Origin of the sequence: Pantoea sp. PNA 03-3 (genome assembly GCF_003201175.1) — a bacterium.
Classification (GTDB): domain Bacteria; phylum Pseudomonadota; class Gammaproteobacteria; order Enterobacterales; family Enterobacteriaceae; genus Pantoea; species Pantoea stewartii.
This window is the reverse complement of record NZ_QICO01000001.1, coordinates 498,156-519,967: the sequence shown is the minus strand read 5'-3', so window position 1 is coordinate 519,967 and position 21,812 is coordinate 498,156. Positions and strand designations below refer to the sequence as shown.

Annotated in this window: 17 protein-coding genes; 8 read left to right on the top strand and 9 right to left on the bottom strand. The window is 56.3% G+C overall.

Features of this window, described 5'->3' with window-relative positions; genetic code table 11:
- Positions 1–81 precede the first annotated feature (81 nt).
- Positions 82–1,077: a hypothetical protein gene (locus tag C7433_RS02375; protein ID WP_110267542.1), complete on the top strand. Its 996-nt coding sequence runs from the start codon at positions 82–84 to the stop codon at positions 1,075–1,077.
- 259 nt (positions 1,078–1,336) lie between these two features.
- On the opposite strand, the gene araA is transcribed toward C7433_RS02375, so the two are convergent.
- Both araA and C7433_RS02365 read right to left on the bottom strand, forming a co-directional pair.
- A complete protein-coding gene (gene araA / locus C7433_RS02370) occupies positions 1,337–2,827 on the bottom strand; it encodes an L-arabinose isomerase (RefSeq protein WP_039340462.1) in 1,491 nt (496 codons plus the stop codon).
- 12 nt (positions 2,828–2,839) lie between these two features.
- Positions 2,840–4,525, bottom strand: a complete 1,686-nt coding sequence (locus tag C7433_RS02365; RefSeq protein WP_110267541.1) for a ribulokinase — start codon at positions 4,523–4,525, stop codon at positions 2,840–2,842.
- A 365-nt stretch (positions 4,526–4,890) separates the two neighbouring features.
- On the opposite strand from C7433_RS02365, the gene C7433_RS02360 reads away from it, so the two are divergent.
- The 5 genes from C7433_RS02360 (at position 4,891) to C7433_RS02340 (ending at position 10,621) form a co-directional block, all read left to right on the top strand.
- Positions 4,891–5,874 (top strand): arabinose ABC transporter substrate-binding protein, encoded by a 984-nt coding sequence (locus tag C7433_RS02360; protein ID WP_006119064.1) that lies wholly within the window; start codon positions 4,891–4,893, stop codon positions 5,872–5,874.
- Between the two features lie 118 nt (positions 5,875–5,992).
- On the top strand, positions 5,993–7,513 hold the full coding sequence (gene araG, locus C7433_RS02355; protein WP_110267540.1) for an L-arabinose ABC transporter ATP-binding protein AraG: 1,521 nt from the start codon (positions 5,993–5,995) through the stop codon (positions 7,511–7,513).
- Positions 7,514–7,525: 12 nt separating this feature from the next.
- Complete coding sequence (araH, locus tag C7433_RS02350; RefSeq protein ID WP_033741305.1) at positions 7,526–8,512, top strand: L-arabinose ABC transporter permease AraH; 987 nt, start codon at positions 7,526–7,528, stop codon at positions 8,510–8,512.
- A gap of 72 nt (positions 8,513–8,584) precedes the next feature.
- Positions 8,585–9,502, top strand: a complete 918-nt coding sequence (araC, locus tag C7433_RS02345) for an arabinose operon transcriptional regulator AraC (RefSeq protein WP_006119067.1) — start codon at positions 8,585–8,587, stop codon at positions 9,500–9,502.
- 78 nt (positions 9,503–9,580) lie between these two features.
- Positions 9,581–10,621, top strand: a complete 1,041-nt coding sequence (locus C7433_RS02340; RefSeq protein WP_110267539.1) for an oxidoreductase — start codon at positions 9,581–9,583, stop codon at positions 10,619–10,621.
- A gap of 48 nt (positions 10,622–10,669) precedes the next feature.
- Here C7433_RS02340 and add read toward each other — a convergent pair whose 3' ends face one another.
- The 3 genes from add to manA all read right to left on the bottom strand — a co-directional run bounded on the left by add (position 10,670) and on the right by manA (position 14,689).
- Complete coding sequence (add, locus tag C7433_RS02335; RefSeq protein ID WP_058709172.1) at positions 10,670–11,665, bottom strand: adenosine deaminase; 996 nt, start codon at positions 11,663–11,665, stop codon at positions 10,670–10,672.
- A gap of 227 nt (positions 11,666–11,892) precedes the next feature.
- Entirely contained in the window at positions 11,893–13,392 is a 1,500-nt protein-coding gene (locus C7433_RS02330) for a YdgA family protein (RefSeq protein WP_054687773.1), read from the bottom strand.
- Between the two features lie 121 nt (positions 13,393–13,513).
- Positions 13,514–14,689 (bottom strand): mannose-6-phosphate isomerase, encoded by a 1,176-nt coding sequence (gene manA / locus C7433_RS02325; RefSeq protein WP_054633837.1) that lies wholly within the window; start codon positions 14,687–14,689, stop codon positions 13,514–13,516.
- Positions 14,690–14,880: 191 nt separating this feature from the next.
- Between manA and fumC the strand changes: the two genes are divergently transcribed.
- Complete coding sequence (fumC, locus tag C7433_RS02320) at positions 14,881–16,278, top strand: class II fumarate hydratase (RefSeq protein WP_006119076.1); 1,398 nt, start codon at positions 14,881–14,883, stop codon at positions 16,276–16,278.
- Positions 16,279–16,312: 34 nt separating this feature from the next.
- Here the strand turns inward: fumC and tus are convergent, their stop codons facing one another.
- From tus to C7433_RS02300, 4 genes are all read right to left on the bottom strand, one after another.
- Complete coding sequence (gene tus / locus C7433_RS02315; protein ID WP_039341588.1) at positions 16,313–17,215, bottom strand: DNA replication terminus site-binding protein; 903 nt, start codon at positions 17,213–17,215, stop codon at positions 16,313–16,315.
- A gap of 356 nt (positions 17,216–17,571) precedes the next feature.
- Complete coding sequence (locus tag C7433_RS02310) at positions 17,572–18,189, bottom strand: undecaprenyl-diphosphatase (protein ID WP_006119078.1); 618 nt, start codon at positions 18,187–18,189, stop codon at positions 17,572–17,574.
- A 328-nt stretch (positions 18,190–18,517) separates the two neighbouring features.
- On the bottom strand, positions 18,518–19,288 hold the full coding sequence (gene fetB, locus C7433_RS02305; RefSeq protein ID WP_058709169.1) for an iron export ABC transporter permease subunit FetB: 771 nt from the start codon (positions 19,286–19,288) through the stop codon (positions 18,518–18,520).
- On the bottom strand, positions 19,266–19,943 hold the full coding sequence (locus tag C7433_RS02300) for an ATP-binding cassette domain-containing protein (RefSeq protein WP_110267813.1): 678 nt from the start codon (positions 19,941–19,943) through the stop codon (positions 19,266–19,268). Before C7433_RS02300 ends, fetB begins: the two co-directional genes overlap by 23 nt.
- A gap of 504 nt (positions 19,944–20,447) precedes the next feature.
- On the opposite strand from C7433_RS02300, the gene C7433_RS02295 reads away from it, so the two are divergent.
- Positions 20,448–21,632, top strand: coding sequence for an MFS transporter (locus C7433_RS02295; protein WP_039340446.1), 1,185 nt, complete (start codon positions 20,448–20,450; stop codon positions 21,630–21,632).
- Positions 21,633–21,812: the final 180 nt, after the last annotated feature.

The following is a 21,812-nucleotide window of genomic DNA, read 5'->3' as shown; positions in this document are numbered from 1 at the left end:
CCTTTTGCCCGCCAGGGAGCAAAACGTTTCCGCGACATCCCGTAAACAGACCACCAACGCGCACTGAGTTAAGGGTAAAAAATGGAAAAACCATTTTTACAACAGCCATCTCCTGAGTCGTCCCGCGTGGCCGCGGCTGGCGGCGTTTCCTCTGCCTCACTGTTTGTGCGGCGTAATCTGTTCTCGCTGGTGGTGGGGACGGTGAGCCTGATCTGTTTTGTCGACAATCATGCGTCCGGTCTGCGCCAGGTGCTGTCCAGCCGACACGCGTCCGCGCGTCCGCTCAGCGCCGCTACTGTACCCAACCCGACCGGACAAATCGCTGCCGTCAGTGAACATTTGCCGCATGCCTCCGTGCCTTCAGTCGTTATGATCGCCGAGGCAAACCGTCAGGCACTCAAAGGCATGCAACTCGTCAGCGATCAGTTGAAGCTGGAGCAGGGCAGCCTGCTGCAGGACATGGCCCACACGCAGCAGCTGGCACTGCAACAGGTCAGTGATAACCACTTCCAGGCCGCCATGCTGAACGGACAACTGGCGCAACTTGATCAGCAAATCAAAATCGAGTCCGCGCAGGTTGGCATGGCGCAAAACCTGGTCAACAAATGGCGACCGCTGCTGAACAAAGGCTATATTTCGGCGTTGCAGTTTGCACAGGAGCAGTCGGTGGTCTGGGGCTATGAAAGCCAGTACCGCGCGTTGCTGCAACAACAGTATGCGACCCGTCAGCAGATTAGCGTGCTGGAAGATCAGGAACGTCAGATTCCGCTGGCGACCGCAGTGAAACTCAATGTGCTGCGGCGGCAGCTGGCGCAGGTGAATGAGAATCTGGCCCAAAATACGCTGACCGAGGCGCGGATAGCCTGGCAGCCTTCCGCAGCGCCCGTGAAGCCGCTTCTGGTCAAGGCAGACAAGGCCGCCGGGACGCCCACGCAACAGACAGAGCAAGACAGCCGCTTCCTGTCTGACAGGCCCGCTCGCGTCAGCCACAGCGACGTTCACTATCAAAACATTAACGATCAGACGGGCAGTCATAGCGTGACGCCGCGTCACACTGCTCTCACGCACAACGTCTGAGCCGCATAACAGTCACGTAACGGTGCCTCGCGGAGGGGAAAATTAACGAAGATAATCTGTCCCGTTATCGGGCGGTCATATCGCCAGGCCGGCAGCGGCTTTTGCCGATCGACTGGCAAAGGAAACAGACAGCGGTCAGGGGGGATTATTGCCCGATATCAGGGCAGTAACGCTGAGCCTCAGGTTGAGCGCGACGCATAAAAAAGCGGGCCGCCAACGGGCTGACCCGCCGCTTTGTTAATGCGTTCGCTAGCGGTGCTTAACGCTTCATATGGTAATAGGCGTCATTCCAGCGCAGCGCATCTTTAAAGGCCGGAAGCCGGGTGTGCTCATCAATCACCAGCACTTCAATGCCGTGCATCTCGCCGTACAGATACATATCGTCCAGCGTCAGAGCCTGACTGAACACCGTATGGTGCGCACCGCCTGCCAGAATCCAGGCTTCAGAGGCGGTCGCCAGAGACGGCTGCGCTTTCCACAACGCGCGGGCTACCGGCAGTTTTGGCAGTGGTTTAGGCTGTTCAATCGCGTCCACTACGTTAACCAGCAGGCGGAAACGATCGCCCATATCGATCACGCTGGCGTTAATGGCACGACCGGCCGGCGTGGAGAAAATCAGCCGCGCCGGATCGGCTTTGTTGCCGATGCCGAGGAACTGCACGTCGATCAGCGGCTTCTCTTCCCGCGCGATAGACGGGCACACTTCCAGCATATGAGAACCCAGCACTAAATCGTTGCCCGGAGAGAAGTGGTAAGTGTAATCCTCCATAAAGGAGGTGCCGCCGGGACGGTCACCCGCCAGCACTTTAAAGATGCGCAGCAGCGCGGCGGTCTTCCAGTCTCCTTCGCCCGCAAAGCCATAACCCTGGCCCATCAGGCGCTGTACCGCCAGGCCGGGCAACTGCGTCATGCCGTGCAGCGTCTGGAAGTTGGTGGTAAACGCCTTGCAGCCTTCGTCGTCCAGAAAACGCTTCAGGCCCAGCTCGATGCGTGCGGCGTCCAGTACGTTTTGCCGTTTTTCACCGCCTGCGGCGGCCACGTCGGAGAAACGATACTGGCTTTCATATTCGTCAACCAGCGCATTGACATCACCCTCGCTGACGCTGTTGATCACCTCCACCAAATCCCCCACGCCCCAGCCATTAACCGCATAGCCGAACTGGATTTGCGCCGCCACTTTATCGCCTTCGGTGACCGCGACTTCACGCATGTTGTCACCAAAACGCGCGACTTTGAGATGCTGACTGGCCTGTTTGGCCAGCGCCGCACGCATCCAGTTGGCGACGCGCTGCTGGCTGTGTTTATCCTGCCAGTGGCCGGTCACCACGCTGTGCTGCAGGCCCATGCGCGCACCAATAAAGCCAAACTCACGGCCACCGTGCGCCGTTTGATTCAGGTTCATAAAGTCCATGTCCATGCTGTCCCAGGGGATCTCGGCATTGAACTGGGTATGAAACTGTAGCAGGGGCTTCGTTAAGACATTCAATCCGCCGATCCACATTTTGGCCGGCGAAAAGGTATGCAACCATGTAATGATACCGATACAGTTTTGATCGTGACTGGCGTCACGGCACAGCGACAGCGCTTCATCAGGCGATTTGACCAGCGGTTTCAGCGTCAGACGTACAGGCAAACCCGCCTGATTTAATCCGTCCACCACCTGCCGGGCATTGTGTTCAACCTGACGTAACGTTTCCGCGCCGTAGAGGTGCTGTGTACCAATGACAAACCACACGTTGAACTGTTGCATAAAACCACTCCTTTACTTAGCGGAAGCGGAACGGGCGGCATAATGGGGTTCTGCCGTCTCGCACCATTGTTGATAGCGTTGATAAAGTGCCTGATAACGCGCGACGCGCTGCGGATCGGGCTGCAGCGTCACGTCAATCGGGCTGGCCATGACGTCCTGTGCCTGCTCCACATCGCGGTGAACGCCCGCGGCGACGGCAGCGAAGATGGCTGCGCCCAGCGCACAGCACTCATCGGAGGCGACGATATCCAGCGGCCGGTTCATCACGTCGCAGCAGGCCTGCATAATGGCGGGGGATTTACGGGCAATGCCGCCGAGGGTAAGAATGTTTTCCACCGGAATTGCCTGCTGCTCGAAGCACTCCATGATGGCGCGGGCACCAAAGGCGGTGGCCGCAATCAGGCCGCCAAACAGGGCCGGAGCATCCGTGCCGAGATTCAGGTCGGTAATAACCCCTTTCAGGCGCTGGTTGGCATTGGGCGTACGGCGGCCGTTGAACCAGTCCAGCACTACGGGCAGGTGATCCAACTGCGGACTGGCGACCCAGGCCTCGGTCAGACGGGTGATCAGTGACGTTTGCATCTCCGCCAACTGCGGTTTAAGTTCGGGATGGTGCTGCGCTGCCAGCTGCAACGGCCAGCCCAGCAGGCGGCTGTACCAGGCATAAATATCGCCAAACGCCGACTGGCCTGCTTCCAGACCAATCGCGCCCGGCACGACGCTGCCATCAACCTGACCACAGATGCCTTTGATGGCGCGGTCGCCGACTTTCCCGGTGTCAGCAATCAGGATGTCGCAGGTCGACGTGCCAATCACTTTCACTAAGGTATAGGGTCGCGCACCGGCGCCGACTGCGCCCATATGGCAGTCAAATGCGCCGCCCGAAATCGTAACCTGCTGCGATAAACCCAGGCGTTGCGACCATTCCGGGCTCAGCGTGCCCACCGGGATATCCGCGGTCCAGGTCTCGCTGAACAGGGGAGAATCCAGCTGTTGAGTCAGCGCCGGGTCCAGCGCGTTAAGGAAGTCGGCGTCGGGTAAGCCGTTCCAGTCAGCATGAAACAGCGCTTTGTGACCAGCGGCACAACGCCCACGACGGAGTTTGTCCGGGGCGACGGTATCGCTGAGTAAGGCGGGCACCCAGTCACAGAGTTCAACCCAGGACACGGCCGCATCGCGCACGGCAGTATCCTGGCGGGTAATATGAAGAATCTTGGCCCAGAACCATTCCGACGAGTAGATCCCGCCGATATAGCGGCTGTAATCGGTAAAGCGGCCGCTGCGACACAGGCGGTTAATCTCTTCCGCTTCTTCAATGGCCGTATGGTCTTTCCACAGCACAAACATCGCATTGGGGTTTTCCGCAAACTCCGGTCGCAGGGCAAGTACCTTGCCGTCACGATCGATCGGAGCGGGGGTGGAGCCGGTGCTGTCGACACCGATGCCGACGACGGCGGCCCGTTGCGTGTCGCTCAGCGCCGCGAGCACACCCAGCATGGCCTGCTCCATAGCATCAATATAGTCCTGAGGATGGTGACGAAAGCGGTTGCTGTGAGGATCGCTGTAAAGTCCCTGCTGCCAGCGTGCATAGTTGGCCACGGCACTGTGCAGCTCCTGACCAGTGTGACAATCCACCGCCAGCGCACGCACCGAATCACTACCAAAGTCCAGCCCCAGGGTGATGGCTTCAGTACGCATTTGACTCTCCTGTTGTGAATAAACCTCCTTATCCTGAGTTGTGTAAAAAAGAAGGGTTAGTCACGGCTGGCTGAGAATATGCACTTTTCTGCCACACGCAGTGAATTTGTGATCCATTGCAAAAGTTAACAGACGGTTAAATTTGCTGAATATATGGATCATTCTGTCGTGATTTTAAGATGTGATACCGCTCTACATTTTTCTTCTTCATTCCCGCTAAAACTAGGCCAGCGTTTAAGCAGGCTACCCACATGGCTCCCGCTAACGTGCTGATTTACATCTGTACCTACAAAAGAGAGTGAACTGGTAGCGTTTACACCGATCCGTATTTAACAGCGATAAAACCACTAGCGCCGGAGAGCATCATGCATAAATTCACTAAAGCGCTGGCAGCCATCGGGCTGGCAGCGGTTATGTCACAATCAGCTATCGCCGAGACCATGAAGCTGGGTTTTCTGGTGAAGCAGCCGGAAGAACCCTGGTTCCAGACCGAATGGAAATTTGCGGATAAAGCCGGTAAAGACCTGGGCTTTGAGGTGATCAAAATTGCCGTTCCGGACGGTGAAAAAACCCTTAACGCTATCGACAGTCTGGCCGCGAATGGTGCAAAAGGCTTCGTGATCTGCACACCGGATCCCAAACTCGGCTCCGCCATCATGGCAAAGGCGCGCGGTTATGGCCTGAAGGTGATCGCCGTGGACGATCAGTTTGTGAACGCCAAAGGCAAGCCGATGGACAGCGTACCGCTGGTCATGATGGCCGCGACCAAAATTGGCGAACGTCAGGGACAGGAACTGTATAAAGAAATGCAGAAACGCGGCTGGGATGTCAAAGACACCGCCGTGATGGCGATCACCGCTAACGAACTGGACACCGCGCGTCGTCGTACCGGTGGTTCGATGGATGCCCTGAAAGCGGCCGGCTTCCCGGAAAAACAGATCTATCAGGTCCCGACCAAATCGAATGACATCCCCGGCGCATTTGATGCCGGTAACTCCCTGCTGGTTCAGCACCCTGAAGTGAAGCACTGGCTGATTGTCGGTATGAACGACAACACCGTGCTGGGCGGCGTGCGTGCGACCGAAGGTCAGGGCTTTAAAGCCGCTGACGTGATCGGTATCGGTATCAACGGCGTCGACGCCGTCAGCGAACTGTCAAAAGCCAACGCGACCGGCTTCTATGGCTCACTGCTGCCAAGTCCGGACATCCATGGCTATAAGAGCAGCCAGATGCTCTACAACTGGGTAAGCAAAGGACAGGAGCCACCGAAATTCACCGAAGTGACAGACGTCGTGTTGATTACGCGTGACAACTTCAAAACCGAGCTGGCGAAGAAAGGGTTGATGTAATAACAGGCAGTACGGATAACACCATCGGGTCATCAGGAAAGCAGGGCTGAACACCGCGACGGTGTTCAGCCTGAGCGTCAGGTGCCCCGATTCCTCACAGCCATCTATTGGAGACACCATGAACACTGATTCAGCCTTTCTGTCGTTTCATGGCATCAGTAAAACTTTTCCCGGCGTGAAAGCGCTGCAGGATATTTCATTTGAATGCCATGGCGGTCAGGTGCACGCGCTGATGGGGGAAAACGGTGCCGGTAAATCGACACTGCTTAAAATCCTCAGCGGCAGCTATCTGCCCAGTGGCGGCGAGATTCGCATCAAAGGCAAGCCGATGAATTTCCAGCACACCACGGATGCGCTGGATGCGGGTGTCGCCATTATCTACCAGGAACTGCATTTAGTGCCCGAAATGAGCGTGGCGGAGAATATCTATCTGGGTCAGTTGCCGCATAAACATGGCCTGGTGAACCGCAAGCTGCTGCGTTACGAAGCCGGGCTGCAACTGAAAAATTTAGGTATGGACATCGATCCGGACATGCCGCTGAAATACCTGTCGCTGGGCCAGTGGCAGATGGTTGAGATTGCCAAAGCGCTGGCCCGTAACGCGCGCATCATTGCCTTTGATGAGCCAACCAGCTCGCTGTCCGCACGCGAAATCGACAATCTGTTTCGGGTGATCCGCCAGTTGCGCGCGGAAGGGCGCGTGGTGCTGTATGTCTCGCACCGTATGGAAGAGATTTTTGCCCTCAGTGACGCCATCACCGTGTTTAAAGACGGGCGCTATGTGCGCACCTTTACGGACATGGCCAATACGCATCACGACGATCTGGTACAGGCGATGGTCGGACGTAATCTGGGTGATATCTACGGCTACGCGCCGCGGGAAAAAGGCCCGGTACGGCTGGCGCTACAGGACGTAGAGGCGAAGGGCGTCAGAGCGCCAATCTCGCTGAATGTGCATGCCGGGGAAATTGTCGGCCTGTTTGGTCTGGTGGGCGCGGGACGCACCGAACTGCTGAAAGGGCTGTTTGGTGCCACGCGCCTGCGCGCTGGCCGCATTCTGCTGGACGGGGAACCCCTTAACGTGACGGCGCCAATTGATGCGATTCGGGCGGGCGTGATGCTGTGCCCTGAAGATCGCAAAGCCGAAGGCATTATTCCGGTGCATTCGGTGCGCGACAACATCAACATCAGCGCCCGCCGTCATAACCTCACCGCCGGTTGCCTGATCAAAAACGGCTGGGAGGTGAAGAATGCCGACAGCCATATCCGTTCCCTCAAAATCAAAACGCCCAGCGCTGACCAGTTGATCATGAACCTGTCCGGCGGTAACCAGCAAAAAGCCATTCTTGGCCGCTGGTTGTCCGAGGAGATCAAGGTGATTTTGCTGGACGAGCCTACCCGCGGCATTGATGTCGGGGCTAAACACGAAATTTATAACCTGATTTACCAGCTGGCGAACAACGGCATTGCGGTGCTGTTTGCCTCCAGCGATCTCCCGGAAGTGATGGGCCTGGCCGACCGCATTATCGTGATGCGCGAAGGGGCGGTCGCCGGGGAATTACTGCATGACGAGGCCACAGAGCAGCTGACGCTGAGCCTGGCCATGCCTAAAACGACACATGCGGCCGCCGTGGCCTGACAGGAGAGTACCGTGACTTCTTCCACGACATCAAATACGCCGCCAGCCGCCCCTCGCCGGGGTGTGCATTTTGGGCGCGTCTGGGACAACTTTGGCATGCTGGTGGTGTTTGCCCTGCTGTTCATCGCCTGTGCGGTTTTTGTCCCTAACTTTGGCTCCTTTATCAACATGAAAGGCCTGGGGCTGGCCATGTCGATGTCCGGCATGGTGGCCTGCGGTATGCTGTTCTGCCTGGCCTCCGGCGATTTTGACCTGTCGGTGGCCTCGGTGATTGCCTGCGCGGGCGTGGTCACCGCCGTGGTGATCAATATGAGTGAAAGCCTCTGGCTGGGGGTGGCGGCCGGGCTGTTACTCGGTGTCATCACCGGATTTATCAACGGGTTTGTTATCGCCCGACTGAAAATCAACGCCCTGATTACCACGCTGGCGACCATGCAGATTGTGCGCGGTCTGGCCTATATCTTCTCGGACGGTAAAGCGGTGGGCATCGAAGACGAGCGCTTCTTCGTACTGGGCTTCGCCAACTGGCTGGGCGTGCCCGCGCCCATCTGGATCACGCTGGGTACCATGGTGATCTTCGCTTTCCTGTTGAACAAAACCACCTTTGGCCGCAACACGCTGGCGATTGGCGGGAATGAAGAGGCTGCACGGCTGGCGGGCGTGCCGGTTGTGCGTACCCGCATCATTATCTTTATTCTCTCTGGCCTGGTTTCTGCGGCGGCGGGCATCATCCTGGCGTCACGCATGACCAGCGGTCAGCCCATGACCTCAATTGGTTATGAACTGGTGGTCATCTCGGCCTGCGTACTGGGCGGCGTGTCACTGAAAGGCGGCATCGGCAAAATCTCCTATGTGATCGCCGGGGTACTGATTCTGGGCACCGTTGAGAATGCGATGAATTTATTAAATATCTCGCCATTCTCACAGTATGTTGTGCGGGGTTTGATACTGTTGGCAGCGGTGATATTCGACCGCTACAAACAAAAGAATAAAGTCTGATTTGGCGTGAAACCTTCCCGCGGACGCGAAAGGTGTCCGCGCGTGATCAATCAACGACGAAGTGAGGACAGTATGTATCACCGTGAATTACCGGCAGAGCAGCAGAACCCTTTGCTGCCCGGATACGCGTTTAATGCCTGGCTGGTGGCGGGATTAACCCCGATCACCGCGGATGGTCCGCTGGATTTCTTTATTGATCGCCCACACGGCATGAAGGGTTATATTCTCAACCTGACCATCAAAGGCAAAGGGCGGGTGTTCGACGGCGAAAAGGCCTTTGACTGTGAACCGGGTGAAATGCTGCTGTTCCAGCCAAAAACGGCTCACTATTATGGTCGGGCGCCCGACAGTCCGCAGTGGTTTCACCGCTGGGTCTATTTTCGTCCGCGCGCGTACTGGCATGACTGGCTGCGCTGGCAGGATGAACAGGAAGGCGTCGGTCGGCTGCGCTTACCGGAGTCACTGCGGGGCGAATTTGATCGCCTGTTTGCCACCATTGAACAAACCCACAACTCATCGCGTCGTTTTGCCGAAGAACTGGCAATGAATTTGCTGGAACGGCTGTTGTTACGGGCGGTGGAAGAAGATCCACGTAACCATCAGCAAATCCGCGATCCCCGTATCATCGAAGCCTGCCAGTATGTGAATAATCATCTTGCCAGCGAGGTCAAAATCGAGGAAGTGGCGCGCCATGTGTGTCTGTCACCTTCGCGGCTGGCGCACCTGTTCCGCGAGCAAATGGGCGTGAACCTGCTTCGCTGGCGGGAAGATCAGCGCGTCATTCGCGCTAAGTTGCTACTGCAAACCACGCAGGAACCCATCGCCAGCATTGGGCGTGAAGTGGGCTACGACGATCAGCTTTATTTTTCGCGCGTCTTCCGTAAGCGCGTCGGCGTCAGCCCGAGTGATTTCCGCCGCCGCAATCAGGACGTACACGATAATCTGGCCAGTCAGAGCGCCTGGAACGGTGCACGGCGCTCAGTCTCCTGATTTTAAGGGGAATCCTCCTTGTCCTGACCCGACTATTAGTCTTAAATCAGTCTGGTTAGCGATTAATGAGGAAAAGGAATGAGCGAGAAACTGCGAGTAGGACTCATCGGCTATGGCTTTGCCAGCAAAACCTTCCACGCGCCCCTGATCGCGGGCACGCCGGAGGTTGAACTGGCTGCCATCTCCAGCAGCGATGCCAGCAAAGTCCATGCCGACTGGCCCGCCGTGCAGGTCGTCGCCGAGCCCCAGGCCCTGTTCGACGATCCTACGTTAGATCTGATTGTTATCCCTACACCGAATGATACGCACTTCCCTCTGGCTAAAGCCGCACTCAACGCAGGCAAGCACGTCGTGGTGGACAAACCGTTCACCGTGACGTTGTCACAGGCGCGCGAGCTGGATGCCTTAGCTAAAGCCAAAGGGCTGCTGTTATCCGTATTCCATAACCGCCGTTGGGACAGTGATTTCCTGACGCTGAAAGGCTTACTGGCAGCGGGTGAGCTGGGTGAGGTGCGTTATTTTGAATCGCACTTTGACCGTTTCCGTCTGGAAGTACGGCAGCGCTGGCGCGAGATGAAAGGGGCGGGCAGCGGCATCTGGTACGATCTGGGACCGCACCTGCTGGATCAGGCGCTACAGCTGTTTGGCCCGCCGGTGGCGATTAACGTTGATCTGGCGGAAATGCGGCCGGGTGCCCAGACCACCGACTATTTTCATGCGACGCTGACCTATCCACAGCGCCGGGTGGTGCTGCACGCCAGCATGCTGGTGGCGGCCGAATCCGCACGCTATACCGTGCACGGTACGCGCGGCAGTTACGTCAAATACGGTCTGGACCCGCAGGAAGATCGGCTGAAAGCGGGGGATTTCCCGCCGGGCGAGAACTGGGGTTACGACATGCGTGACGGTACGCTGACCCAGGTGGAGGGCGACGCGCTGAATGAAAAAACTATCCTGACACAGCCGGGCAACTATCCCGCCTATTACGCTGCGATTCGTGATGCCATTTCCGGGCGCGGGGCGAATCCGGTGACGGCGGAAGAAGCCATTCAGGTCATGGAACTGATTGAGCTGGGGCTCCAGTCGGCGGAAAAACGCCAGACGATGTCGCTGAAATAAGCGCTTTCAGCGCTAAAAAGGCCGCGAATAACGCGGCCTTTTTTATGCTTACTGCACTTTCGCCCGGATGGCGGCTTTTTCTGCCGCGCTTAAAAACGCGATAGTCAGGCCGTTGTCCTGTGCCTGACGCATTTGCGCCTGGCTCAGTCCCGCAGCCGGGGCGGCATGCAGGTACTCATGGGCCAGCTCAATGCCCTGTACGGCGGGATCGTCGGTGTTGATGGTCGCCAGCACGCCATGCTCCAGGAACGTTTTCAGCGGATGCTGCGCCAGCGAGGCGACGGTGCTGGTCTGGATATTGGAGGTCAGGCAGGATTCGATACCAATACCGTTTTCCGCCAGATAGTCCATCAGCGCGCGATCTTCAATAGCCTTCACACCATGACCGATGCGTTCAGCGCCCAGATCACGAATCGCCTGCCAGATACTTTCCGGGCCTGCGGCTTCACCGGCATGCACGGTAATATGAAAACCGGCATCCCGGGCGCGACGGAAGTGGCTCAGAAAACGGTGACCCGGCGCACCGAGTTCATCCCCGGCCAAATCCACGGCGGTAATATGGTCGCGATGGGCGAGGAAGCCGTTCAGTTCATCCAGACAGGCCTGTTCGCCAAAAGTCCGGCTCATGATGCCCGTTAAGCGCACGGTGATATCATGCTGCTGGCAGCCGGCCTTTACGCCATCAATCACCGCCTCAACCACACCGGCAATCGGCAGATGGTGGGTCATCGCCATATAGCCGGGTGAAAAGCGCAGCTCGGCATAGTGAATCCCGGCGCGGGCGGCATCCTCGACGTTCTCACGCGCGATTCGCTGACAGGCGTCAAGATCGCCCAGCACTTTCACGCCCCAGTCCAGCTTTTGCAGAAAGCTGACCAGATCCGGTTGCGTTTCGGTGACCTGAACATGCGGACGCAGGGTGTCCAGCGTATCCGCCGGTAAGGTCAGGTTAAACTGGCGGCCTAAATCAAGGATGGTTTGTGCACGGATGTTGCCATCAAGGTGGCGGTGAATGTCGGTAAGGGGAAGCGTTGAATCAATCATGGAGTGCACTCGTCTGGATATCTGTAAAGTGCAGAGCATTATAAAAATATCTTGCGCAACAACGCCAGTGATTTGCGCAACAAGTGTGAAAGGCAGGGGTTAACTGTTCACTTTATAAACGGGAACGCGGCGCAGGCCGCCTGATGAGAGCGAATCGGGAGAGAAAAGCGGGCGGTGCAGTGACGTAAAAAAGGCGGCCAGGGCCGCCTTAATCGAAAAGGTTGACCTTATTGCGGCATGCCTTCGTTTGTCGGGACGCCAAGCATATAGCGTGACATGAACTGCTCCAGCGACATCTTATCGCCGTTCATGTTCACCTGACCGTTGGCATACTGTAGGCTGGTAACGATGTTGTTGTCCTGCGTTTGTGTCAGACGGAACATCTGGCCCATCGCTGCCAGCCCTTTAACCTGCTGATCGGCCAGTTTCTGCGCGTCGTCAGCCTGATAACCTTCAGCCAGGCCAATATGGCGCATGGTTTCCGTCGCCATCGGCATGTTGACAGACAGCTTCAGATCCAGCGTTTTCAGTACGCGATCAACGGATGCCGCCAGCGTCTGCGGTTCGCCTGTCACCGTGGACGGATCGTTAAAGTGGGCATTCAGGTTGAAAGTACTCTCGCCTTTATCGTTCTTCCAGCTCAGTGGTGCGATGCTGATGGACGGGGCCCCTTTCAGCAGGGTCGGCAAATTGTTCAGCAGGATCGCGCGCACACCGTTCTGGAAACGCACCGGATCGTCTTCCACGCCAGGCTGGTTCATCAGGGTGGTCAGCTGAGCGTTATAGTTATCCGAGAAGGTTTTAACGCTTTGCGCATCAAACTGTGACAGCTTCATTTTTAATGCGAACTGACCCAGGTTCTGCTTTTGCACCTCAACGCCGTCAATTTTGTAATTAATGTCGCCATTGATTTTGCCGGACTGATTATCAAAAGAGGAATCACCGACCATCTTGTTAAGAATAACCGCGTCCTGACCGCTGACTGCGGCGGCCACTTTATCCACGCTGATGGACTGATCGCCAATGCGTACGCCTTCGTTGGTGAGATGCGTATCCGCTTTCAGCTTCAGGCCGTTCAGCGTAAACATCACCGGCTGATCGACCTGATTTTTGGTGGTGATGGCAATGCTGTCGATATCACTGTCCAGGCCCACTTTATCGCCTTTGTTGTCTGCGCTGATATTCAGCGTGCCGCCGCTGGTGGCTAAGCGTTGCGCTGTTTGCGCATTTTGATAATCGATGGGCAGAATTTTTATTGCGGTGTCGGTGCTGCCGCTGTAACCCACACGCGTTTCGGCGTTGATAAACGACTGATTGTTGGTCAGTTCAAACAGCTTTTTGACCGCATCGGTATTGGTCAGCGTGGTATGCACGGACGCCATGCTGGGGATCAGGTTGGCTTTTTTCAACTGTGCGAAGGGGAACGGGCCGTGGTCGATCTGCTCGTTCAGGATGATGCTCTGGCCGGGCTTGAGCAGAGGATTATCTTCGGTCTGAGAGCTGGCCTGGATAACCACATTCATTTTGCTGCTGAAAATGCCGCGTTGATAATCCTGATAGCTGACTTTCAGACGACTGTTGGGCGCCAGGGTGGTTAACTGAGCGTTAGCATTTTGAATCATTTGATCCATATTGCTTTCCAGCTTTTTGCCGGTAAACCACGCCGCGCCTGTCCAGACTACGCCCAGAGCGACTACCACACCAACGGCAACTTGAGTCTTTTTCATTGCTGAATCGTCCTTATCCTTGATTTCACCCGTGTCACAGACAGCGGGTGAAGAAGCGCCCGCAGGCATTTTAGCTAATAGTTTGAAATAATAGCAGTTAAGCGCAATGGCGTCAGCCGTCTCAGTTAAACGTGTTATACACGCGCGCCACCCGGCCCTGGCCGGTGAGTGACACTGGCGCATCGGTGGCGGCCACGAAACAGGACTCGCCGGGTTTTAGCACCAGTTGCTGCTGGCGATTGGTGACGGTGGCCTCACCTTCAATACAAAACAGCAGTGCCGCGCTTTCCTGATGCAGGGTAAGCGGCTGCGCATTCACCGTATGAATGGAGAAAGCAAAGTCGTCTACCGGAATGGGAAAATACTCGCCATCCTGCTGTATCTCAGGTTGTGTAAGAAGCTGGCTGGCCGGCTTTTCGTCAAATTTGAGGTTGGCCATCAGTTCCGGAATATCAATATATTTTGGCGTCAGGCCAGCGCGCAAAACGTTATCGGAGTTGGCCATGACCTCCAGCGCCACGCCATGCAGATAAGCATGCGGCGTTTCCGCAAACAGGAACATCGCCTGTCCGGGCTGCAGAGTAATCACATTGAGCAGCAGCGGCGAGAATAACCCGCTGTCATCCGGATAGTATTCCGCAATCTCATGAATGGTTTGCCAGGGTTCGCCTGTCTGCTGACTGACGACGTTTTTCAGTACGGTTAACGCCTGCGCTTTTTCGTCCTGTTGAAGCGACAGCAGGGTTGAAAACAGTTGCGCCAGGTTGTCGGGGCTGGGCTGGCGCAGAAAATGCGCGATCTCAGGATGCGCGTCCGCCACTGGGGTGAGCAGTGTCACCATCTCGTTGCGCTCGCGAAACCCATTGATGGCTTTAAACGGCGTTAAGGCGTACACCAGCTCCGGTTTATGGTTGGCATCTTTATAGTTACGCTCAGGCGAACTGAGCGGTACAGAGGCGGCATTTTCACGCGCAAACCCCTCTTCGGCGGCGGATTTGCTGGGGTGCACCTGAATTGAGAGCGGCTGATCGGCACACAGCACTTTAAATAAAAAGGGCAGTTCGCCAAAGCGTTTTGCCACGGCGTCGCCCAGCATCTGCGACGGATGGGCCGCGATGACATCGCGTAACGAGCGGGATTGCCCCTCAACGTCAACGGCGGACGGGCTTTTGGGATGCGCCCCCATCCACAGTTCCGCCATCGGTAAGTCTTCAGGATTGGCGATGCCATACAGGGAGGTTAATGCCGTCTTGCTCCCCCAGGCATAATATTGCACCGCATTACTCATCTTTTTCATTTCACTGCCTTTCTGGCATGGGAATATTGCGCTTATTAAAGCAGAAACTGACATGGAAAATACATATCCAGCGCAAGAAGGATGCTAAGCTCGGATGATGTTAAAAATTTGTATGAGTTTATCTGCTTCATGCGTACCGAACACCCGCGCGTGAACGAAGGGTTTATTTAAAACGGTGAAAGGAGAAAGTCATGGCAGCCAATCGCGTTGAAAAAGATTCAATGGGGCCAATTGATGTACCGGCTGATAAACTTTGGGGCGCACAGACACAGCGCTCCCTGGAGCATTTCCGTATCTCAACAGAGAAGATGCCGGTAGCGCTGGTGCACGCGCTGGCGATGACCAAACGCGCGGCCGCCAGCGTTAACCGGGATTTAGGCTTACTGCCTGCGGAGCGGGCGGAGGCGATTATTCAGGCCGCTGATGAAGTGCTGGCGGATAAACACAGCGATGAATTCCCGCTGGCGATCTGGCAGACCGGCTCCGGCACCCAGACCAACATGAACATGAATGAAGTGTTGGCCAACCGTGCGAGTGAGCTGCTGGGCGGTGAGCGCGGCATGTCCCGCCTGGTGCATCCCAACGATGACGTTAATAAAAGCCAGAGTTCAAACGATGTCTTCCCGACGGCGATGCACGTTGCGGCGGTCATTGCGGTACGTGAGCACCTGATTCCCCAACTGAACGTCCTGAAGCAAACCCTGCGTGCCAAATCTGACGCCTTTAAAGACATCGTTAAAATTGGCCGTACCCATCTGCAGGACGCCACGCCGCTCACGCTTGGTCAGGAGATCTCCGGCTGGGTCGCCATGCTGGAGCACAACCTTAAACATATTGAGCAGAGCATTCCGCATCTGGCCGAGCTGGCGCTGGGCGGCACCGCGGTGGGAACTGGCCTGAATACCCATCCTGAATATGCTGTACGTGTGGCCAAAGCCCTGGCGGAACTGACAGAGCAGCCGTTTGTGACCGCCCCTAATAAGTTTGAAGCCCTGGCCACCTGCGACGCGCTGGTGCATGCACACGGTGCGCTGAAAGGCCTGGCGGCTTCACTGATGAAGATTGCTAATGATGTCCGCTGGCTGTCATCCGGTCCGCGCTGTGGTATCGGCGAAATTGCTATCCCGGAAAACGAACCCGGCAGCTCCATCATGCCGGGCAAGGTTAACCCCACCCAGTGTGAAGCGATGACAATGTTGTGCTGTCAGGTCATGGGTAATGACGTGGCGATTAACATGGGGGGCGCATCAGGCAACTTCGAACTGAACGTTTATCGTCCGATGATTATCCATAACTTCCTGCAGTCCGTTCGTTTACTGGCGGATGGGATGGACAGTTTCAATCACCACTGCGCTGTCGGTATCGAACCGGTGCGTGAGCGTATTGATCAGTTGCTCAACGAGTCGCTGATGCTGGTCACCGCGCTGAATACGCACATCGGTTATGACAAGGCCGCTGAAATTGCCAAACAGGCCCATAAACAAGGCTTAACGCTGAAAGCTTCGGCGCTGAAGCTGGGCTATCTGACGGAAGCGGAGTTTGATGCCTGGGTGCGTCCGGAAGACATGGTAGGCAGCATGAAGTCGTAAGTGAGGTCTGTCAGGGCCTGCACAGGCCCTGATATCACACCGGGCAGTCCACCCAGAGATGCAGCCGTGGGATCAGCAAATGCAGGGGTTCTGCGGCGGGTTTATAGCGATGCGTAATTGCCTCCGCATCGTAATTCAGCAGCTCACCTAACTTTGGCACCTGGGTGCGATCCCGGCACAGCACAAGAATCGGTGACGGGCAGGCAAGCTGCGTTTGCTTTTTCTCTTCCGCACGCCAGATGCGCGCAACCGGCTGCACTTTCACCGGACGTTTAATCTTCAGGCGCGCGGATGCGGGCAGGGCGCGTACATCCGCCAGTTCCTGCTGCACTTTTTCCGCCCACTGCTCGCGTGTCCAGGGAGCCTGGGCACGGCCAGCCTTCAGACTCTTTTCCAGTTGGGCGATGATCTCGTCCCGTTTAACGTTCTTAATGACCTGCTTGTTTGCCCAGCCAAAGCGCACACTCTCTGGCGCGGGAAGGGCGGTGATGGTCCGGTAAGCATTCAGGGTAATTAAGCCACGCAAATGCTGATGCACAAATTCGAACCGGGCTTCGGAAGGCAGACCGGACTCCACGGTGATCATGTGCTCAAGACGGGCTTTCAGCTGGTTGATGCTGTTGATAAACGCGGTAAGCTGCTGCGCGTCCTGCTCGCTGCATTCGATGCAGAGCGCACCCGGCAGGCGCACGGCGGCTTTAGTGCTGAGCTTTTCTGACTGGTGCTGCATGAACAGACGGCAATAGTGGTTGAGCGCCCGCTCCCGCGCCTCTGTGCCCAGGTGCTGCTCCACGGCAATCTGAGTAATCGCATCGTGTTCATGCCCTTTTTCAATCGGGGGCAGACTGAAGACCCGGGCGATTAACAGCGGCTGCGCCTCAATCTGCTGCCGTAATGCTCCCAGGGCTTCTTCGAGATCCTTGACGCACTGCTGCATATCTGTGACTAAATCATAACGCACCGCAGTCTCTCCTGTAGTTACAACATGCTCAATGTGGCAGAAAGATCGCGCTGCTGCAAACGTCTTTATAGTTACAACATACTAAAAAGGCTTTCTGAAACGGTGCGGTCTGTGGCATGAGCAGGGCGAAGATAGCACAGGGTGCGATGGGGTCCACCAGAAAAAAGCGAGTGACAACTCCACGCGGGACAGAGTGCATTACCATCGTCACCAGCGTAGACAGAACCGGCGGGAAGCGGCTGGTCACCGACGGTGACAAAACCAAAAAAGGTTATTCGGTGCCTGGCGGGCGCTCTCGCCGCCTTCAGGCACCGGGGTTAAGCGGCGCAGGATTAGGGATGTCGGCTGAACAACTGATAAATCCGTTCCGGGAGCAGGCTGAATAAACATATTGATACAGCTTCGCAACATGACAGCAGCGTTTCGCCTTTTTTGCGCCAGAACAGGGTTACGATGATCACGGCTACGGCCGCCACACCGAGCGCGCCTGCCATATCCAGTGGGAAGTGAACCCCGAGAAAGATGCGTGACCAGGCAACCAGCAGTGAGACGAGCGTGAGAATGCCACCGGAGCCCCAGTTACCCCTGGCCCATAATGCCAGCGTGATACTGAAAAACAGCGTGCCGTGGTCGCTGGGAAATGACGTATCCGCAGCGTGATCGATCCACAGATGACCCAGCCGAATCATAAAAGGGCGCGGATGAAAATAGAATGCTGAACAGAGAAAATTCAGTGTCAGCCCTGTGATGGCCGTTACGATGGCAAACAGGGCGGTTTCGCGTTCTGCGCGCCCACCTGTAAACCAGTAAATCAGCAGCATAAGCGGCAGCAGAAAGATCAGATACTCTGCGCTGAATGTCGCAAAATCGATGAGCCAGCCGGGCGTGCCGGGAAGGGCATTAATGGTAAGGAACAGATCCTGATTATAGGTTTCCAGCAAAGTATTCATCAGCGCGTGGGCTCGGTGGTAAGAGAGGACAAGGGCCATTTTCCCCGCGCAAGATTAATAAAACCTTAATCCTCATTCGCCGCGTTCATCTGTTCAGCCCGCTGAATGAGCGGAAACACCTTCTCAAGAAAGAGGCCCGCCTTGCGGCCGCCATAAACACCACAGCGGTAAGCGCAGGGTATTCTCAGGCGGGCATGATGTGTCAGCGGCAACGCGCATTTTCTCCCTGACAAACAGGGGGGATCTCGTTCAGTCAGTGCCTGACCCTTAACCCCACTCATGAGTGAAGAACACACCGCGTCGGTAACGTGACGTGGTGCCTGAAACATCACTTCGCTAAGACTTTCAACTGCGATCGGGCCGTGAAAAAACGACGATACGACAAATAGACGGCGATGATGGTCGATAAACTGGCTGTGCCAAGCAGCATAAACGTAACCATAATCTGGTACTTAATCGCCTTAAGCGGGTCAACACCCGCAAAGATCAGCCCGGACATCATGCCGGGTAAACTCACCAGACCAACAGTTTTGGCGGCATCAACGGTGGGGATCATCGCGGCGCGAATGCTGTCGGCAAGGATTCGCTGCGAGGCCAGTTTGACTGGCGCGCCAAGGCTCAGCATCTCCTGAATTTTTTGGGCATTGTCGCTGAAGCGCTGGTTCAGGTTGCTGTAACACAGCCCCACAGCAACCATGGCATTGCCGGCAATCATGCCGGAAACCGGAATGACCTGCATAGGCAGAAAGGCGATTGCACCGCTCATGACCAGAATGGTCAGCGTAATGGCGGTGCCACTCGCGATCGCAACGAACGAAATCACAAAGGCATTACCGATGTTACGGCTGCGCTTACGGGCATTAAGCGCCGCATTGACGCAGATAAACAGCACCATCAGCACGGTCAGCCCGCCGTTATTCACATCAAAGACCGACTTGAGGACATAGCCTACGATGGCCAGTTGAACGATCGCGCGGCTGACGCTCCACAGAATATCTTTGCTCATGCCAAGCTTCTCTTTCTGGCTGATAAGCAACGCAATCAGGACCAGAACCAGCGACAGCAGTAGCGAGTTGTCACTTATTGTTGTCTGATGCATTCATCTTCTCCCTGTCAGGTGACGTGAGGCGAAGCACATGCTCCGCCTGCTGTATGTCGTTAACATCGTGACTTATCCAGACGACGGCCATCGGGTGTTCTGCGACAAGCCGCCTGATCAGCGACTGTACCGTCAGGCTGTTTTCTTCATCAAGCGCGCTGGTCACTTCGTCAAGTAACAGCACGGTCGGCACAAACTGCAGATGGCGCAGCAGCCCAATACGCTGCTTTTCGCCGCCAGAGAGGGGCTCAATCGCAGCATTCAGCATATCCGGCGAGAGATTAACGCTCTCCAGCGCCGCCTTGAGTTTCGCCTGTGGCGGCGTCTGGCGGCGAAGTAGCCAGGGCAGGGCAAGGTTGTCATAAACCGTCTGACCGAAAAGCTGTGGCGTCTGAAAACAGTACGAGACCTGCTGACGGTATTCCTCGGCCCTGAGCGTGGCGATATCGCGGCCCTGAAAGTGGATCTCTCCGGTCGTTGGCGTTAACAGAGAGGCAAGGATCTTCAGGAAGGTACTTTTGCCACTGCCGGAGGCACCGGTGAGCACGACAACGTCGCCCGGCGACAGCTGTAAAGAGACCGGCTGCAATAGCTGTCTGCCGCCGTGTGAAAAGGTGACATCCTGCGCATCGAGCAGGGGCAGAGAAGGGGCCATCGTTGCTTCCTGGATAGGGGTTAATAAGTCCGGTTCGTCGATATCTGAAAGGCGGTGCATTCAGCCTTTTACTCCTTGCGTGGCTTTCCAGCCCGGCCTGGCATCTTCCTGTTTATGCCGTGTCCTGTCAGGCCATGAGTCAGAATAGCCGAATTCACCACCGGTGCTAACGGAACGCACGAGCCGGTTCAGACGGGCAACGACATCACGCCGCGCGTCCCGCTTCGGCTCAGGCCTGAGCGGGACATGCCTTTTTCATTTTGGTTGCTGATTTTTTCACACCCTGCCGGGCGATTAACTGTGCGGCAGGGCAACAGCACATTTTGAATGTCCTTATCGCCTTAGCTGCGTGTGCTCTACCACCACAGGGAGAAGAAATCCCGCTGGGGCGTGCGGGTAACCGGACCGTTGGGATGCGTAAAAAGGCGGTAAAGCCAACGGCGGCATTTTTCCTTCTAGCTGAACATGTTATAAAAACACTTTGTTTGCTAACGGATCCTCAACATGGACGTGATTAAAAAGCCGGGTGTCACGCAAATTGTCACGCTGGGCCTGGTTCAGATCCTCTCCTGGGGCGGTTCGTTTTATCTGATGGCGGTCATGGCCGCGCCTGTTGTAGCAGAAACCGGATGGTCGCAACAGTGGGTTTACGGCGCGTTATCGCTGGGCATTTTAGTGTCTGGGTTGCTCGCTCCGCGCTGTGGCCACCTTATTGCACGCACGGGCGGTCGCCTGATGCTGGCACTCAATGGCATCGTGATGGCGGCAGGGCTTACCCTTATGGGATTCAGCCATCACTTACCGGTGTTTTTACTGGCCTGGGTCATCATCGGTATCGGCATGGCGATGGGGCTGTATGATGCGCTGTTTGCGACGCTGGGCACCCGCTATGGTGGGCAGGCACGCAGCGCCATTACCGGCATAACCCTGATTTCCGGTTTTTGTACCAGCGTGGTCTGGCCTGCCACCGCGCTGCTTATTCACTGGCTGAACTGGCGGGGCGCGTGTTTCGCCATCGCCGCGCTGTTGCTGGTCAGCGTCTTACCGGCCTATTTTTATGCTTTGCCCAAAGGCCATCTTATCTCACCCGTCAAACGTAAAAGCGCACCCGGCACAGCGCCGGATTTGCCCGCAGTCTTGTTTTACCTGTTGTGCGCCATTTTCACGCTGGCCTCGGTGATTATGACGGCCATTTCGGTGCAGCTTATCACCCTGTTGCAGGCCAGTGGTTACAGCATGGCGGCGGCGCTGGCAATCAGTACGCTGCTGGGGCCGTGCCAGGTGGCATCCCGTCTCATTGATATGGCCTTTAAAGGGGGCCATCCCATCTGGACCACTTTTTTTTCGGTGGGGCTGGTGGCGCTGGGGTTGTTGTTGCTGGCGCTGTTTCCGCAACTGGCCCTGTTAAGTATGATCTTTTACGGTGCGGGAAACGGCTTACGCGCCATTGTGCGCGGCACTTTGCCGCTGATGATGGTAAAACCTGAAGCGTACGCGGTACTGGCAGGCCGGATGGCGCGTCCGGCGTTAATGGGGCAGGCGGTAACGCCGTTAGGCGTGGGCTATGTGTTTGCGACGTTGGGGCCCAAAGCCACGCTGTGGTTACTGTGCACACTGGCAGTGATAAATCTGCTGCTGGTGGTGGCACTGAAAAAGCGGCTTCCAGCGCCAGCGCCATCTGTGCGCTAATGCTGTCCGCTACCGCTGGGCAAATAAGCACCTTGTGCGGTCGCGGGCTTCCGGGTGGGGAATATGTGCCTTGTGGCGGGTGGGTTGCTTCTAAAAAGTGACAGTGTTTGTTATATTCATCCCTGTTTGTTGGTTCACTTAGGCGGCTATATAACAACAAGAATGCACCGCAATTCAGGA

Excerpts from the sequence above, each read along its gene's own strand:
- C7433_RS02375 (WP_110267542.1), top strand. The coding sequence starts at position 82 with ATGGAAAAACCATTTTTACAACAGCCATCTCCTGAGTCGTCCCGCGTG.
- araA (WP_039340462.1), bottom strand. The coding sequence starts at position 2,827 with ATGCAACAGTTCAACGTGTGGTTTGTCATTGGTACACAGCACCTCTAC.
- C7433_RS02365 (WP_110267541.1), bottom strand. The coding sequence starts at position 4,525 with ATGCGTACTGAAGCCATCACCCTGGGGCTGGACTTTGGTAGTGATTCG.
- C7433_RS02360 (WP_006119064.1), top strand. The coding sequence starts at position 4,891 with ATGCATAAATTCACTAAAGCGCTGGCAGCCATCGGGCTGGCAGCGGTT.
- araG (WP_110267540.1), top strand. The coding sequence starts at position 5,993 with ATGAACACTGATTCAGCCTTTCTGTCGTTTCATGGCATCAGTAAAACT.
- araC (WP_006119067.1), top strand. The coding sequence starts at position 8,585 with ATGTATCACCGTGAATTACCGGCAGAGCAGCAGAACCCTTTGCTGCCC.
- C7433_RS02340 (WP_110267539.1), top strand. The coding sequence starts at position 9,581 with ATGAGCGAGAAACTGCGAGTAGGACTCATCGGCTATGGCTTTGCCAGC.
- add (WP_058709172.1), bottom strand. The coding sequence starts at position 11,665 with ATGATTGATTCAACGCTTCCCCTTACCGACATTCACCGCCACCTTGAT.
- C7433_RS02330 (WP_054687773.1), bottom strand. The coding sequence starts at position 13,392 with ATGAAAAAGACTCAAGTTGCCGTTGGTGTGGTAGTCGCTCTGGGCGTA.
- manA (WP_054633837.1), bottom strand. The coding sequence starts at position 14,689 with ATGAAAAAGATGAGTAATGCGGTGCAATATTATGCCTGGGGGAGCAAG.
- fumC (WP_006119076.1), top strand. The coding sequence starts at position 14,881 with ATGGCAGCCAATCGCGTTGAAAAAGATTCAATGGGGCCAATTGATGTA.
- tus (WP_039341588.1), bottom strand. The coding sequence starts at position 17,215 with ATGCAGCAGTGCGTCAAGGATCTCGAAGAAGCCCTGGGAGCATTACGG.
- C7433_RS02310 (WP_006119078.1), bottom strand. The coding sequence starts at position 18,189 with ATGAATACTTTGCTGGAAACCTATAATCAGGATCTGTTCCTTACCATT.
- fetB (WP_058709169.1), bottom strand. The coding sequence starts at position 19,288 with ATGCATCAGACAACAATAAGTGACAACTCGCTACTGCTGTCGCTGGTT.
- C7433_RS02300 (WP_110267813.1), bottom strand. The coding sequence starts at position 19,943 with ATGGCCCCTTCTCTGCCCCTGCTCGATGCGCAGGATGTCACCTTTTCA.
- C7433_RS02295 (WP_039340446.1), top strand. The coding sequence starts at position 20,448 with ATGGACGTGATTAAAAAGCCGGGTGTCACGCAAATTGTCACGCTGGGC.